Here is a 15315-nt window from a genome sequence, read left to right on the forward strand (position 1 = left end):
AAATCGGGCTCAAATGGGGCAAATTTGCCTTATTGTTGAAGGAATGGAAACAGTTGCTGCAGATCCGCAGGCTTCACGACCGGCCCATTCCGTTGGCAATCTCGATCAGTGCCCCGTTGAATTCGGCCCCCAGGATCAGGATGGCCGAATTCAGATAGAGGAAGATCATTGCGGCCATAGCTCCGGCAAGCCCGGCGTATGTGGCCGAATATTGTGCAAAAGAACCAACGTAAAACGCAAAGCCGCTGCCGCAGGCCAGCCATAGCAGAAGGGTCAGTATTGCCCCCGGCAGGATCCGCCGCAAACGGTGCACGCGACCCGGTAATAGCACATGAAATGCGAGCACGGCACCAGTCGGAAGGGCCAGTGCCAGAACGCCCCGCAAGCCCTTCTCCCAGCCTTTCGGAACACTGTCAAAGGGCAGAAATTCGGCGATGTGCCTGACATAGAGCGGCAATATCACTTCAAACACGGTAACGGCCAGAATACCTGCCCCGCCCAGAACGACCAGCCCGATGCACAGCGCCCTGGACCGCCAAAACGGTCTTGTATCTGTATCATGATAGGCCTGCACCAGGGCGACCCGGACCGCATCGACACCGTTAGAGGCAAAATAGAGCGCAAACAGGCCGCCCAGAGTGACAAGCTGGGTGTTCGACGTCTGCAGCACTGCCTTCAGTTCGGTCAGGATCGGCCGGGCCACCGCGTCCGGCCAAACGCTGAACACCTGTTCCGTCATGGTTTCCATGGCGACGTCCTGGGACAGCAAACCGGCGACTGTCCCCGCCAGCGCCACTGTAAACAGAACAAACGGGAACAACGCCAGCATCATCGACATGGCGATATGGCTGCTCATCACCCAGCCGTTTTTCCGGTTGAAACGGCGGGCGGCGTCCAGCAGGGCTGCAGGCCAGCAGCGAAAGGGCGGTAGGATCGGCATAGCGGCAAGGTTCCACAATCATTGAGAAATTGCCAGCGGTAAAGGTCATATGCCATGATTTCCGCACGCCGCAGCCCGGCCGGGTATTATAGCAGGCACCGCCATTCAGTACTAACTTGAAATCAAAGCGCTATCTCAGGACCTTCAGATGTTTTGGATTGTTCTCAGCACCGTGACTATTGCCGCAACCTGGGCGGCTGCCGGGCTTGCTGCCCTTCAAGCCGCCCGCACCGCGCGCACGCCGCAAGGGGCGATTGGCTGGGCCGTCTTTCTGCTGGCTGCGCCGATAGCCGCCCTGCCCGCCTACATGATTTTCGGCCACCACCGGTTCAAAGGGTATTGGACGGCACGCCGCGCCGCGGAACAGGCTGTTGTTGCCACCCGGAACTATACCAGTGCCCGCTCCGGAAAGTTGCCAACGCTGCCAGTGAACGCAGCGCCCTTCGAAGCCATTGCCGGCATGAACATCTGCCACGGAAACGGATTGGAACTGTTGGTCGATGGTGAAAATACGTTCAACTCCATCTTCGAAGCGATTGATGAAGCGCAAGAATATATCCTTGTGCAATATTACATTCTGCGTGCGGACACCGTCGGAAGGAAGCTTCAGGCCAAGCTGATAGAAGCCGCTGAACGCGGTGTAACGGTTTGGTTTACGACAGACAGCATCGGCAGCCGGAAGCTGTCCCGCGGATTTGCCCGCGCGCTGGAAGAAGCCGGTGTGAACATGATTGATCCCGCAGTTCAACGGCCGCCTTGGCACCGGCTGCGCATCAATTTCCGGAACCACCGTAAGACCGTCATTGTGGATGGCCGGACCGGTTTTACCGGCGGCCTGAATGCCGGCGAGGAGTACATGGGTCTGAACACTGTTATGGGACCATGGCGGGACACGCATGTGCGGCTTACCGGGCCGGTTGTTCAGCAATTGCAGCTCTCCTTTGCTGAGGATTGGCACTGGCACACGCAAGAGCCAATCCTGGACCTGTTGAACTGGGACGCTGAACTGTCACCGCAAGACCGGCCTGGCTTGATTGTCTCGACCGGTCCCGGCGATACCAACGGCAACGGATCCATGCTGTTTTTCTCGGTGATCACCGCAGCACAGGAACGGGTTTGGATGGCGTCCCCTTACCTGGTCCCGGATCAGGAGGTGCTTGCCGCCTTGAAACATGCCGCGTTGCGCGGGCTGGATGTCCGGATCCTTTTGCCGAACTCCATTGATCACCACCTGCCTTGGCTTGCGGGTTTCGCATTTTTTGACGAACTGCGGGAGGCAGGCGTTCGTATCCTGCGCTATCAGGGCGGTTTTATGCATCAGAAATGTTTTGTCATCGATGACAGGATTTCGGGTGCGGGAACGGCAAATCTTGATTACCGGTCGTTCCGGCTGAATTTTGAAACCATGGCGTTGTTTTTCGACTCGCGGTCAGCGCATGAAATGTCCGAAATGCTGGCCAGGGATTTCCAACGTTCTATCGAACTTACACAGCCGCTGGACCAGCAGGCTTGGCCTATTCGATTGCTGGCACCCGTGACACGCCTGCTGGCCCCTGTGCTTTAATCTTTTACGCTATGTGCTTCACCGTTTAGGGAAAACAACCGTCCCATTGCGCTGACTAGAAAGGCCGTGCTGATTCCAAACGCGAATAGTCCGGTGACAGCACCAAAGGCGGCAAAAATCCGCAGCGCCGGACCCAGCACAACATCGCCGTAGCCAAGCGTTGTGTAGGTTGTCAGAGAGAAATACACTGCTGTGTTCCAATCGCCGAGCGCGCCCACCAGGACAAAAGCGGCGGACCAGATCCAGATCTGCACCGTATGACCGCCCAGAATGATGAAAATTGCCACCACAAGCATGAGACCGACCTGCCAAGGCTTATAAGGTTTGGCAAAACCTGCCGACAACCTGTTCAGCACAGCCGAGCAAAAAACCAGAACCGAGATTTCGAGTATCAGACAGACACTCAGATTGATCGAGCCCAACAGCAACTGGTTCCATAGCGTCATTCCCGCACTCCCGACGGTGATAAGCTTTGTGGAGGCTTCGCGGTACCTTATAAAGGCGATCCGCTACGCTTAACCATAAAAATGCCGGATGGGCCAGCCTTTGTGCCGCACTGGACATCTTCCTGGCAGAGGTATTGAGTGCCGTTGCAGGAATTGAAGACCGAAGTGCAGGAGGGGGCCGCAGGATGGTTTTGAAGATCCGCAACGTGACCAAAAGCTATCCGGGACAGACACCGGAAACCGCTGTGTTACGCGGGGTGTCACTGGATCTGGCTGCCGGCAGCAGCCTGGCGCTGACTGGCGACAGCGGCTCCGGCAAAAGCACATTGCTGCACTTGGCCGGCGCGTTGGATCAATTTGACAGCGGCGAAATTGAAATTGCAGGCACCCGGCTTTCCAAACTCAGGGACCGGCAGCGCGCGGCCCTCAGGAGGCGCGATGTTTCACTGGTTTTTCAGCAGTTTAATCTAATTCCTTCACTCAGAATTCGGCAGAATATCTCGTTGCATGCACGGTTGGGAAACCGGTGGGACCCGGATTGGGGGCATGTTCTGGTGGACCGCCTTGGCCTGACCGGTCTTCTCGATCGCTACCCCGAGCAACTCTCGGGCGGGCAACAACAGCGGGTTGCCATTGGCCGTGCCCTGGCTCTGCGCCCCAAATTGCTGCTGGCGGACGAGCCGACCGGGAACCTGGATGAAACTGCCAGTTCGGCGGTGATGGACCTAATGCTGGAACTGGTCCGGGAAAGCGGCGCGGCCCTGTTTCTGGTCACGCATTCCAACGCCATTGCCGGGATGCTGGACCAGCGTCTTCATCTGCAGCTTGGCCAAACCGTATGATCCGCTCCGCGCTGAGTGCAATCCTGTCGCACTGGCGCCGGCATCCTCTGCAACTTGCGACGCTGATGGCTGGGCTGGCCCTGGCAACGGGGCTTTGGTCTGCCGTTCAGGCAATCAACGGTGAAGCCCGCGCCAGCTACGCCCGGGCCGCGGAGCAGCTTGGCACAACAGCTGCGGACCGGCTGGCGCCGGAAGGCGGCACAATCACGCTGCAGCAGTACGCCAGCTTGCGCCGGTCGGGCTGGCAGCTGACACCGGTGCTGGAGGGCACTGTCAGGTTTAAGCGGCAAAGCTTTGATATCATGGGTATAGACCTGCTAAGCCATCCGCTGGTTCCAGCCCTGGCCGAGGCAGCGGAGCAGGACAGCGTACCTGCATTGGATGCGTTATTGCCGCCCGGCCGGTTCTTTGCGCATCCAGAAACTGCGCGGATGCTTGCTGCGGCGCAAAGCGAGCACCCGATAACCGAAACGGACAGATTGCCGCCCGGCGTGCTGATTGCTGACATCAGTTTGGCCAGCCGCCTGCTGCGCCAGCCGGACAGTCTCAGCTACCTGCTCATTCTGCCGGATCAGGTTTCCGGCCTGACACCACTTCAACATCTTGCTCCCGGCCTGATCCGCATTCCAGCCCGCAGTGCAGCAGCAGACACGGCCCGGCTTACTGACAGTTTCCACCTCAACCTGACGGCCTTCGGCCTGTTATCCTTTGCTGTCGGGCTGTTCATCGTTCAAGGGACCATCAGTCTCAGCCTGGAGCAGCGCCGGGGCATGATCCGGACCCTGCGCGGGCTGGGTGTTCCTATGCGGGTTCTGGTGGTGCTGCTTGCAGCAGAGCTTGCGGTTGTCGCGTTGATTTCCGGTACTGCCGGGCTGGCCGGCGGCTATCTGGTCGCTGCGGCGCTGCTGCCGGATGTTCAGGCCACACTAGCCGGGCTGTACGGCGCCGCGGTGGACGGCAGCCTCGGCTTGCGCCTGGAGTGGGTCTTATCCGGGCTGGCAATGGCCTGCAGCGGGACGTTTCTGGCCGGGGCGCAGGCGCTATACGACTTATGGCGGATGCCCCTGCTGGCCGCACCCGCACCCCAGGCCCGCGGGCAGCAAGCAATCAGGTCGCATAAGGCGGCGGCCTGCGCAGGTGCCCTATGCATACTCGCTGGGATTGCGATCATCGCTCTCTTTCAAGGTCTTCTTGCAGGGTTTGTTTTTTTGTCCGGGCTTATGCTTGGGGCGGCACTGGTGCTGCCATTGCTTATCGCCACCGGTCTGCGGATCGGGGCGCGGCTGAGCACACGTCCCTTTACCGAATGGCTTTGGGCCGATACCCGGGCACAACTGCCCGGGATGTCGCTTGCCCTGATGGCCCTGCTTTTGGCGTTGGCGACGAATATTGGGGTCGGAACAATGGTTTCCAGCTTCAGGCTAACCTTCATTGGCTGGCTGGACCAACGCCTGGCAGCCGAGGTTTATGTGACTGCAGTCAGTGATCAACAAGGAACGAGGCTGACGCAGTGGCTGGAGGATCAGGGCATAACCGTTCTGCCAATCCGGCGCAGTGAAATCCGCTACAAGGGCGCGCCGTTGCGGGTTTACGGCGTTGCGGATGATGAAACCTACCGGCTGAATTGGCCGCTGCTGGAGGCACTGCCCGGCGTCTGGGACCGTGTCGCCGCTGGAGAAGCTCTGCTGGTCAATGAACAATTCGCCCGCCGTCATGACCTTAGCCCCGGGCTTTCCTTGGCCCTGGCACCGGATTGGGAGCTGACCATTGCCGGGATCTATTCCGATTACGGCAACCCGAATGGCCAGGTGATCACTTCCCTCGCTGCATTGCTGGACCGCGAACCGGATATTCCCAACCGGCAGTTCGGGCTGCGGCTGCCTGCCGAAGATGTGCCGGAAATTGTCAGCTCCATTCGTGAAGTGTTTGAAATACCGCGGGAAAACATCGTCGACCAAGCGGGCATCAAGGCTCGGTCCCTCAGTATCTTTGATCGGACATTTACCATAACCTCCGCGCTGAACCTGTTGACGCTGGGGGTGGCCGGGTTTGCCATGCTGACCAGCCTGCTTACCTTATGGAGTCAGCGTTTGCCGCAGCTTGCACCGGTTTGGGCGATGGGGCTCAGCCGCCGCCAGCTGGCCGGTGCTGAAATCCTGCGCAGCCTTCTTCTGGCCGCGTTCACCGCGGTTCTGGCCCTGCCGCTGGGGCTTGTTCTGGCCTGGGCGCTGCTGGCCGTGATCAATGTTGAAGCTTTTGGCTGGAAGCTGCCGATGCATCTGTTTCCAGGCGACTGGCTGCGGCTTATCCTGCTGGCGCTGCTGGCCGCGGCGGTGGCGGCCGCCCTGCCCGCCCGCCGGCTCAGCCGCCTGGACCCGGCTGAATTGCTCAAGGTGTTTGCCAATGAACGTTAGATCCGTTTTGACGATTTTCATCGCAGGCTGGGCCACTGAAGCCCTGCCGCAAGGTTATGCCGGGCTAGGAACTGAGGCCGGCGGATTTTCAGTTCCAGAGCTTGGCGGCCAGCTGTCTTTTCCCCGGGATCATGGTGCCCATCCGGATTTCCGCATCGAGTGGTGGTACTTAACCGCCAACCTGACAGACACCGGCGGCAACGATTACGGCATCCAGTGGACATTGTTCCGTTCCGCCCTGGCACCGGGAGAGGCCGAGGGCTGGCAAAGCCCGCAAATCTGGATGGCCCACGCTGCCGTGACTGCGCCGGATCAGCACCTGTTCGCCGAACGCATAGCCCGCGGAGGTGTGGGTCAGGCTGGGGTTTTGGCTGATCCTTTCGATGCCTGGATCGGCGATTGGCAGATGCGCTCCACCGGAGAGGCTATTGAAAGGATGGAGATAACGGCTTCGGGACAAGAGTTTTCTTATGAGTTGCAGCTCTTCGCTGACGGCCCGCTCGCGCTGCATGGAGAGGATGGTTATTCCGTGAAATCCGCCAGCGGCCAAGCCAGCTATTATTATTCTCAACCGCATTATCAGGTGTCCGGAACGCTTGATCTGCCTGGCGGACCCATTGCCGTGACGGGGCGCGGCTGGATGGACCGGGAATGGTCAAGCCAGCCTCTGGCCGAGGATCAAAGCGGCTGGGACTGGTTCTCTCTCAGCTTTGACAGCGGAGACAAGCTGATGGGATTTGTGCTGCGTGGCGAACGCGGTGATTTCACGTCAGGCACATGGATAACTGCAGATGGAAAAGCAGAGCCGCTAGCGCCTGGAGCCTTTTACGCCGAGGCACTGGCTGCGAGCGATGTGCAGGGCCGGCAAGTTCCCACACGCTGGCATGCAAGCCTGCCAGAAAAGGGTGTTTCCATTGAGGTTCAGGCACTTAATCCGAAAAGCTGGATGGGAACCACATTTTCTTACTGGGAAGGGCCGGTGTCAGTCAGCGGCAGCCACTCCGGCAAGGGCTACCTTGAGATGACCGGCTACGAATAAGGGCGCCCGCAGGCGCCCTTGATTTCTTCAGCGAACCACAAAGACCGAGCAATCCGAATGCCGGATCACCCGGGCTGCATTCGGACCAAGCAAGTAATCCTTGAGATCCGGCTTGTGTGCCCCGATCACAATCAGCCCGCTGCCCGCCGTTTCAGCTACCTTCAGGATTTCCTGATACGCTTTGCCGGTGGCCACCAGGTGGCGCACCTTAGCGTTGCGCTCCTTTCCCAGCACCTTGGTGCAAAGTTCACGCAGCCGCTGGGTGGCGTCCTTGACCGCTTTTTGATGGTGGTGCTCCTCAAAGAAGCCCGACACCCAGCTCTCGCCAAAATCAGGCAGCACATTGACGACATCCAGCTGGGCACCGTCCAGCTCCGCCAGCCGGGCCGCCTGAGACAAAACTTTTTCGTCGGACGCTTGGTCACTCAATTCCAGGGCGCATAGAACGGGTTTGTTCATGCTGGGACTCCTTTTTGTTCACGCGCACGGCCGCGCTGCATCAGCGCAACAAGCGCGACCAGCAGCAGCGCCGGCATAAAGATCAGCTCCTTGGGCAGTTGGCTGGCCGGAGCCTGGATCGTTGCGATCTGCACGGGTTCATCGGCATAGAAATCAAAACTCTCCAAACTGGGCGCCGCCGGGGTGCCGAACATCGGCTCGTCCAGCTTCGTAAAGCCGTCTTCCTCCAGCAGCAGCAGGCCATAAGCATCCAGCGCCTGCTGACCGCCAGTGCCATCGGCCGTCAGGATCATTGTTGTGCTTTTAATCTCGGAGGTATCGAAATCAGGGCCTTCGACCGTGATCCTGAACTCCGCACCCGCCTCAGCCTCATCCAAGGCCTGAACCAGCTGGGCCGGCGGCACTTCGGCATAGGGCGGCATCATCCGGTCCATGAAGAAGTCCGGCCGGAACAGGGCGAAGGCGGCAAAGACCAGCAGCACACTCTCATAAATCCGGCTGCGGCTAACGAAATAACCCATGGTGCCGGCTGTGAAGACAAGGATGGCGATGGTGGCTGATATGGCGACAAGAATGCCTTGTATCCAGTTCACATCAATCAGCAGGAGATCGGTGTTGAAGATGAACACAAACGGCAGCGCCACGGTCCGCAAGCTGTAGAAAAAGGCGGTGAAGCCGGTGCGGATGGCATCGCCGCCCGACACAGCCGCAGCCGCAAAGCTTGCCAGCCCCACCGGCGGCGTCACATCTGCCATGATGCCAAAGTAGAACACAAACAGATGCACCGCAATCAGCGGCACGATCAGCCCGGACTGGGCGCCGAGCTCCACTTCTACACCGGCCATCAGAGAGCTGACAACGATGTAGTTGGCGGTGGTTGGCAGCCCCATGCCCAGAACCAGAGACAAGATACCCACCATCACCAGCATCAAAATCAGGTTGCCGCCCGAGACAAATTCGACCAGTTCGGACATCACCTGCCCGACACCGGTCAATGTCACGGTGCCCACGATCACGCCAGCTGTGGCCGTGGCCAGCGCGATGCCGATCATGTTGCGGGCACCGTCGATCAGCCCGTTCCACAGATCGTGGACGCCTTCCAGGAAGGAATTGGCCATATTGCTTTGGCCACGGAAAATCGCCTTGAGCGGTTTCTGGGTCAGCAGGATCACAAACAGCAGCGCGGTTGCCCAAAAGGCCGACAAGCCCGGCGACTTCTGTTCGATCATCAGGAAGTAGACCAGCACGATGATCGGCAGCAGGTAATGCAGGCCCGCCTTATAGATCTCGCCCACTACCGGCAATTCGACCTCCTTGGCGTTCGGGTCATCCGGCACCAGGTCATCGACGCCGGCGGCAAGCCACAGCAGAGCTACGTAAGCCGCGAACACCAGTACCGACAGTGTCAGCCCGGAGGCGCCCGGCATCGCTGCAGTGATCCACTTGACCGGGTACTGCACGCCATAGCAAAGGGCAGCAAAGCCGGCAAAGAACAGTGCCATGCCGCCGATGGTCCGGCCCATGGAGACCACCCGGTTGCCCAGCGTCGGCATGTTCCGCTTCACCGCCTCCAGATGCACGATATAGACCAGCGCGATGTAGGAGATCGCGGCCGGCAGAAAGGCATGGGTGATCACCTCGACATAGGAGATGCCCACGTATTCCACCATCAGGAAGGCGGCAGCGCCCATCACCGGCGGCATGATCTGGCCGTTCACCGAGGACGCCACCTCGACCGAGCCGGCCTGTTCGCTGGTGAAGCCCACCCGTTTCATCAGCGGGATGGTGAAAGTGCCGGTGGTGACCACATTGGCAATCGAGGAGCCGGAGATCAGACCTGTTGCGGCAGAGCCAACAACCGCCGCCTTGGCCGGGCCGCCACGCAGGTGGCCAAGGGCGCCAAAGGCCATCTTGATGAAGTAATTGCCTGCCCCAGCCTTATCCAGCAGCGCGCCGAACAGCACGAACAGGAAGACAAATTTTGTGGAAACACCCAAGGCGATGCCAAACACGCCCTCGGACGTTATCCACATATGACTCATAGCCTTTTTGAGGCTGGCGCCCTTCCAGCGTATAACTTCCGGCACCCATTCGGAGGAGCCAAAGAACACATAGGCAAGAAATATGGTTGCGATAATCGCCATCGCCGGGCCAAGCGCACGGCGGGCAGCCTCAAACAGCAGGATCAGGCCCGCCAGTGCAAACCACTTATCCATATCATCGGCAAGCCCGCCGGAATCAACGATCTTCTGATAAAAAATATAGCCGTACATCGCGATTACGGTTCCGGCCAGCGCGAAGATCCAATCCTGAATGGGAATGTAACTCCGCGGGCTGGACTTCAGCGCGGGATAGGCGGCGTAGGCCAGGAAAATGGCAAAGGCCAAGTGGATTTGCCGGGAATTGTTCACCACACTGCCGGGCAGCAGCAGGTTGGAAACGGGTGAAGCCAGAACGACTTGGAATACCGACCAGATGACTGCGACAATTGCCAGGAACAGCCCCACGCTTCCTACCGGATTGCGGGCGCCTGCGTCTGAGGACGCGACAAGTTCCTGAAGCTCTTCTTCGCTGAGCGGCCGATTTCCCTGTGCATCGGATGCCATGGATAATCTCCCCTAAGGCCGCCGTTTCCCGGGGCCTGAATTTTATAGCCTGGGCAGTGGCCTCAGGCAAAACGGGGCGCCAAATGCGCCCCGTTCCTTTTGTTGGGTGGATTACTCGATCCAGCCCTTTTCTGTGTAGTACTTTGCGGCACCGGGATGCAGCGGTGCCGACAGGCCGTCCGCGATCATCTCTTCCGGCTTCAGGTTGGCAAAGGCCGGGTGCAGCTTCTGAAACGCCTCGAAGTTTTCGAACACCGAGCTGACAACCGCATAAACCGCATCTTCGGAGACGTCTGCCGAGGTCACAAAAGTCGCGCCCACGCCAAAGGTCTTCACGTCCTCATCCGTGCCGCGGTACATGCCGCCGGGGATGGTGGCGGTGCGGTAGAAGGAGTTGTCGCCTACCAGCTTTTCCACCGCCTCGCCGTCCACGGTGACCAGAACCGAGTCACAGGCGGTAGAGGCTTCCTGGATCGAACCGGAGGGATGGCCAACGGTGTAGATCATGGCGTCGATCTGGTTGTCGCACAGCGCTGCGGATTGTTCAGCCGCCTTCAGCTCGGTTGCCAGGGCGAAATCTTCCATGCCCCAGCCCTTGGCTTCCATCAGCACTTCCATGGTGCCGCGTTGGCCGGAGCCCGGATTGCCGATGTTGACTCGCTTGCCTTTGAGGTCATCAAAGGTGGAAATGCCGGCGTCGGCACGGGCCACAACGGTGAAGGGTTCAGGATGCACTGAGAATACGGCGCGCAGGCCTTCGAACGGACCTGCTTCCTCGAACTTGGAAGAGCCGTTATAGGCATGGTACTGCCAGTCAGACTGGGCTACGCCGAACTGCAGTTCGCCTTCGCGGATGGTATTGATGTTGTACACCGAACCGCCGGTGGATTCGACGGCGCATTTGAAACCATGCTCCTTGCGGCCCTTGTTCACCAGACGGCAGATGGCGCCGCCGGTCGGGTAATAAACACCGGTCACGCCGCCAGTGCCGATGGTGATGTATTCCTGAGCAAACGCTGCGGGCGCCGAAAAGGCTGCCGCCACCAATGCACCGATAGCCAACTTGGTGTGTTTCATGATCAAGTCTCTCCCACTTGTCTTATGATTTGCAGCCCGGCGCGGAAAGCAGTGAAAGCGATTCTTCTGTCACTGCACGGCCACAGAAATCGGCATGCCGGACTGGGCGTGTGCGGATTATTTTGCACGTGCAGAAGGGTTTCACTGGCACTCTGTCAAGTCAAGGGTGCTATCTATTGACGCACCCCTCAAAAACCGCATTTTTCTCTTGATTGACGACGGTTAGGGAATTTTCCCCTTCAATGTCCGGGTGTAGCCCATCACCTGTGCATTTTTTTTCTTGCAGTGAGAATAGAGAGAGACGCGATTCTTCCGGCAGGCAGGACACAGCGCCCATCACCTTAACCTGCTATGCTGGACAGGTTTTTACAGTTTTGCGGCGGCATGAAAAACATCCAGGTGACAAATCATCCGGATGACGCTAATACGCACCGCATAAAAATTGATCCGCCGTATCAAAAATTTGCAAGGCAACAGCATTAACGGGGAGCTTACGGCAATGCTTTTGAGCCAAGTGATTACTGACAACCCGTCTTTGACGGATTTCTGGGCTTTGGAGCGGTGCGTTTCTGCCGCGGCCAGAATGATACCCAGCGAGGCAAATGCGCCATTGACCTGCGACGTGGAGCCGGAGTTCCGCTGCACGCCGCGGAAATGGGATCTGATTTTGTCTGCGGCCCATGACCGCGGCCTGCGCGCGCGCTTCGCCTGATGACCGGCTAATCACCGCAAGCCCTGCCGGACCTGCGGTCGGATGAAAGATACAGCCCCGCCAGTACTATTGGCGGGGCTGGCCGTTTTACTCTGCCGGTTGGGCGGCCGCCGTGCCTTTGATACGTTCACGCATGCCCTGCATCATCGCATACAGCACCGGTACCACAATGACGCCAACCACGGTTGCGGCCAGCATGCCCCCAAAGACGGCAATGCCGATGGCACGCTGGCTGGCGGCGCCGGCACCCGAGGCAACCAGCAATGGTACCACCCCCAGCAGGAAGGACAGTGCTGTCATCATCACCGCACGGAAACGCTGTTTGGCGGCTTCCTTCGCGGCATCGCGGATCGAAAGACCCGCGGCGCGCTGCTCCATCGCGAACTCGACAATCAGAATAGCGTTTTTCGACGCCAGGCCAATCAGCATGATCATCCCGATTTGCGTGTAGAGGTTGATGTCGTTGCCGGCGATTGCCACCGCCGCAATCGCTCCGAACAGAGCCACGATCACCGAAAGCAGGATTGCCACCGGCATCGTCCAGCTTTCGTATTGCGCGACCAGGAACAGATAGCCGAACAGTACTGCCATTGCCAGAATCACTGTGACCAGACCCGCCGAGTCCAGCTGCTGCTGTGCAGTGCCGGTCCACTCAAAGGCATAGCCCGGCGGCAGCGCCATCGCGGCTTCATCCTGCATCACCCGGATGGCGTCGCCGGTGGACAGACCCGCAGCTGGCACAGCGGTGACAGTGGCCGACCGGAAAATGTTGTGCCGCTTCAGCAGCACCGGTCCCAGCACGTTTTCCACTTCAATCAGGGTCGACAGCGGAACCATGTCACCTGACTGCGTCCGCACATATAGGCCACCGATATCCTCGATTTTGTCGCGATAAGTGCCCTCGGCCTGCAGCATCACCTTGTAAACGCGGCCGAACAGGTTGAAGTCGTTGACGTAATAGGATCCCAGATGCGCCTGCATGGTCTGGAACACTTCCGAAATCGGTACATTCAGCGTCTTTGCCTTCTCCCGGTCCAGATCGACAAACAGCTGCGGCACATTGGCCCGGAAGGTGGTATAGGACTGGGCGATTTCCGGGTGCTGGTTAACGGAATAGACCAGCGAGCCGACCGCCTGCGCCAGGTCCTGCGGGGTGCCGCCGGCCGTCTGCTGTATTGCCATTTCCACACCTGAGGACATGCCAAGCCCCGAGATCGGCGGCGGGTTGAAGGCGACGATGCTGGCTGCGGCTTCCCCATTGGCAATGCCGTAGATCTGACCAAGGATGGAATCGGGGTGCAGTGCCTCGGATTGCCGTTCATCCCAGGGGTGAAGGGTAGCTATGATCATTGCGCCATTGGCTCCCGTCCCGTTCAGAAGGCTGAACCCATTGACCAGAACGGTGCCCTGGACACCGGGAATCTTCCGGATCTGCTGGTCAATCCGCCCGGTTACCCTCTCTGTCCGTCCCAGCGCCGCGGCGTCGGGCAACTGGACGTCCACAAACAGATAGCCGTTGTCTTCGGCTGGCAGGAAGCCTTTGGAGGTGGCGGTGAAGATACTGCCGGTGCCAAAGGCCACCGCCGCGATGATGGCAAGCCCGATCACCGGCAGGCGCAGCATCCGGGTGACGATACTCAAATACCCGCTGCGTACGCCGCCGATCATGCTTTCGAACAGGGCCAGCAGACCTTTTGGCGGGGCGGAGCGCGCCTTGAGCACAATGGCACAGAGGGCCGGTGACAGCGTCAGCGCGTTGACCGAGGAGATCACAACCGCAACCGAAATGGTCACCGCAAACTGCGAATAAAGCTTGCCGGTGATTCCTGGCATGAAGGTGACCGGCACAAACACCGCCAGCAGCACCAGCGTGGTTGCAATCACCGGGCCGGTGATCTGCTCCATCGCCTTGCGGGTGGCCTCAGCCGGGGGCAGCCCCTCCTCGGCAATGATCCGTTCGACGTTCTCCACCACCACGATAGCGTCATCCACAACAATGCCGATCGCCAGCACCAGGGCAAACAGCGATATGGTGTTGAGCGACATGCCAAGCATAAGCAGGAAGGCAAATGTCCCGATAAGGGACACCGGGATGGCCACCGCCGGGATAATAGTCGCCCGGAAAGAGCCGAGAAAGATGAACACCACCGAGATCACCAGCGCAAAGGTCATCATCAGGGTGGAAATAACGTCATTCAGCGACTGTTCTACAAAATCTGTGGTGTTGAATGGCACCGAATAGGCGACGTCGTCCGGGAAATCCGCCGACATCCGGTCTAACTCTGCCAGCACAGCCTCGGACACCGCCAGCGCATTGGCGCCTGGAGACTGGTAGACGGCCAGGATGGTCGCCGGCACGCCGTCCAGATAGCCCGAGGAACTGTAGTTGGAGGCCCCCAGTTCCACCTTGGCAATATCTCTCAGCCGGACAGTGCTGCCGCCGTCACCGGTTCGGATGACGATGTCCTCGAACTCGCTGACTTCGGTCAAGCGGCCCTTGGATTTGATGGTGTATTGAAAGACTTGATCACCCGGCACCGGCGGCGCGCCCACCTGCCCGGCGGAGACTTCGATATTCTGTTCACGCACTGCGTTGATCACGTCACCGGGCGAAATGCCGAGGCCTGCCATCTTATTCGGGTCCAGCCAGACCCGCATGGCGTATTCAAAGTTGGTCAGGATATCCGCCTTGCCCACGCCATCGACCCGCGCCAGAGCATCCTTGATATTAATTGCGGCATAGTTCGACAAAAAGACGTTGTCATACGAGCTGTTGGGGGATGTCAGGGCCGCGGCCAGCAGCATGTTGGAAGAACTTTTCTGAGTCACCACACCGTTTGCCGTAACTTCAGCAGGAAGGGCCGCCGTTGCCTGCGCCACCCGGTTCTGCACGTTGACCGAGGCGATATCGGCATCAGTGCCGACCTCAAAGGTCACAGCGAGAGAATAGCCGCCGTTGTCAGCTGAAGTGGAGGACATATAAAGCATTCCATCCACCCCGTTGACTTGCGCCTCGATCGGCGCAGCAACACTCTTTTCAACGGTTTCAGCATTGGCACCGGGATAATTTGCGGTGACGTTCACCACCGGTGGGGTGATTTCAGGGAACTGCGCCACGGGCAGCGCGAAATAGCCAATCGCCCCCATGACCGTCAGCACCAGGGAGATGACAATCGCGAACTTCGGCCGCGAGATGAAGATTGAGGAAAACATCGC

The 15315-nt window shown here is 59.2% G+C and carries 11 protein-coding genes; 5 read left to right on the top strand and 6 right to left on the bottom strand.

What is annotated here, in order from left to right; genetic code table 11:
* Positions 1 to 73 precede the first annotated feature (73 nt).
* Positions 74 to 940 (bottom strand): YihY/virulence factor BrkB family protein, encoded by an 867-nt coding sequence (locus tag VOI29_RS02470; protein WP_323775857.1) that lies wholly within the window; start codon positions 938 to 940, stop codon positions 74 to 76.
* Positions 941 to 1088: 148 nt separating this feature from the next.
* Here VOI29_RS02470 and cls point away from each other — a divergent pair, with 148 nt between their 5' ends.
* Positions 1089 to 2504: a cardiolipin synthase gene (gene cls / locus VOI29_RS02475; RefSeq protein ID WP_323775858.1), complete on the top strand. Its 1416-nt coding sequence runs from the start codon at positions 1089 to 1091 to the stop codon at positions 2502 to 2504.
* On the opposite strand, the gene VOI29_RS02480 is transcribed toward cls, so the two are convergent.
* Positions 2501 to 2950 (bottom strand): potassium channel family protein, encoded by a 450-nt coding sequence (locus VOI29_RS02480; protein ID WP_323775859.1) that lies wholly within the window; start codon positions 2948 to 2950, stop codon positions 2501 to 2503. The genes cls and VOI29_RS02480 overlap by 4 nt on opposite strands.
* A 185-nt stretch (positions 2951 to 3135) precedes the next feature.
* Here VOI29_RS02480 and VOI29_RS02485 point away from each other — a divergent pair, with 185 nt between their 5' ends.
* From VOI29_RS02485 to VOI29_RS02495, 3 genes are read left to right on the top strand one after another with little or no spacing between them, the layout of a single operon-like run.
* Positions 3136 to 3792 carry an ABC transporter ATP-binding protein gene (locus VOI29_RS02485; protein ID WP_323775860.1) on the top strand — a complete coding sequence of 219 codons (657 nt, stop codon included), beginning with the start codon at positions 3136 to 3138 and terminating at the stop codon, positions 3790 to 3792.
* Positions 3789 to 6206 carry an FtsX-like permease family protein gene (locus tag VOI29_RS02490; RefSeq protein ID WP_323775861.1) on the top strand — a complete coding sequence of 806 codons (2418 nt, stop codon included), beginning with the start codon at positions 3789 to 3791 and terminating at the stop codon, positions 6204 to 6206. The genes VOI29_RS02485 and VOI29_RS02490 overlap by 4 nt, the downstream gene beginning before the upstream one ends.
* Entirely contained in the window at positions 6196 to 7245 is a 1050-nt protein-coding gene (locus VOI29_RS02495) for a lipocalin-like domain-containing protein (RefSeq protein ID WP_323775862.1), read from the top strand. The genes VOI29_RS02490 and VOI29_RS02495 overlap by 11 nt, the downstream gene beginning before the upstream one ends.
* A gap of 27 nt (positions 7246 to 7272) precedes the next feature.
* Here VOI29_RS02495 and VOI29_RS02500 read toward each other — a convergent pair whose 3' ends face one another.
* The 3 genes from VOI29_RS02500 to VOI29_RS02510 form a co-directional block, all read right to left on the bottom strand.
* Positions 7273 to 7704 (bottom strand): universal stress protein, encoded by a 432-nt coding sequence (locus VOI29_RS02500; protein ID WP_323775863.1) that lies wholly within the window; start codon positions 7702 to 7704, stop codon positions 7273 to 7275.
* Positions 7701 to 10310 carry a TRAP transporter permease gene (locus VOI29_RS02505; RefSeq protein WP_323775864.1) on the bottom strand — a complete coding sequence of 870 codons (2610 nt, stop codon included), beginning with the start codon at positions 10308 to 10310 and terminating at the stop codon, positions 7701 to 7703. The genes VOI29_RS02500 and VOI29_RS02505 overlap by 4 nt, the downstream gene beginning before the upstream one ends.
* Positions 10311 to 10421: 111 nt before the next feature.
* Positions 10422 to 11387 carry a TAXI family TRAP transporter solute-binding subunit gene (locus VOI29_RS02510; RefSeq protein WP_323775865.1) on the bottom strand — a complete coding sequence of 322 codons (966 nt, stop codon included), beginning with the start codon at positions 11385 to 11387 and terminating at the stop codon, positions 10422 to 10424.
* Positions 11388 to 11829: 442 nt separating this feature from the next.
* Between VOI29_RS02510 and VOI29_RS02515 the strand changes: the two genes are divergently transcribed.
* Positions 11830 to 12099, top strand: a complete 270-nt coding sequence (locus VOI29_RS02515; RefSeq protein ID WP_323775866.1) for a hypothetical protein — start codon at positions 11830 to 11832, stop codon at positions 12097 to 12099.
* A gap of 87 nt (positions 12100 to 12186) precedes the next feature.
* On the opposite strand, the gene VOI29_RS02520 is transcribed toward VOI29_RS02515, so the two are convergent.
* A complete protein-coding gene (locus VOI29_RS02520; protein ID WP_323775867.1) occupies positions 12187 to 15312 on the bottom strand; it encodes a multidrug efflux RND transporter permease subunit in 3126 nt (1041 codons plus the stop codon).
* Between the last annotated feature and the right edge of the window lie 3 nt (positions 15313 to 15315).

It is taken from the genome of Leisingera sp. (genome assembly GCF_034669605.1).
In the GTDB taxonomy this organism is placed as follows: domain Bacteria; phylum Pseudomonadota; class Alphaproteobacteria; order Rhodobacterales; family Rhodobacteraceae; genus Leisingera.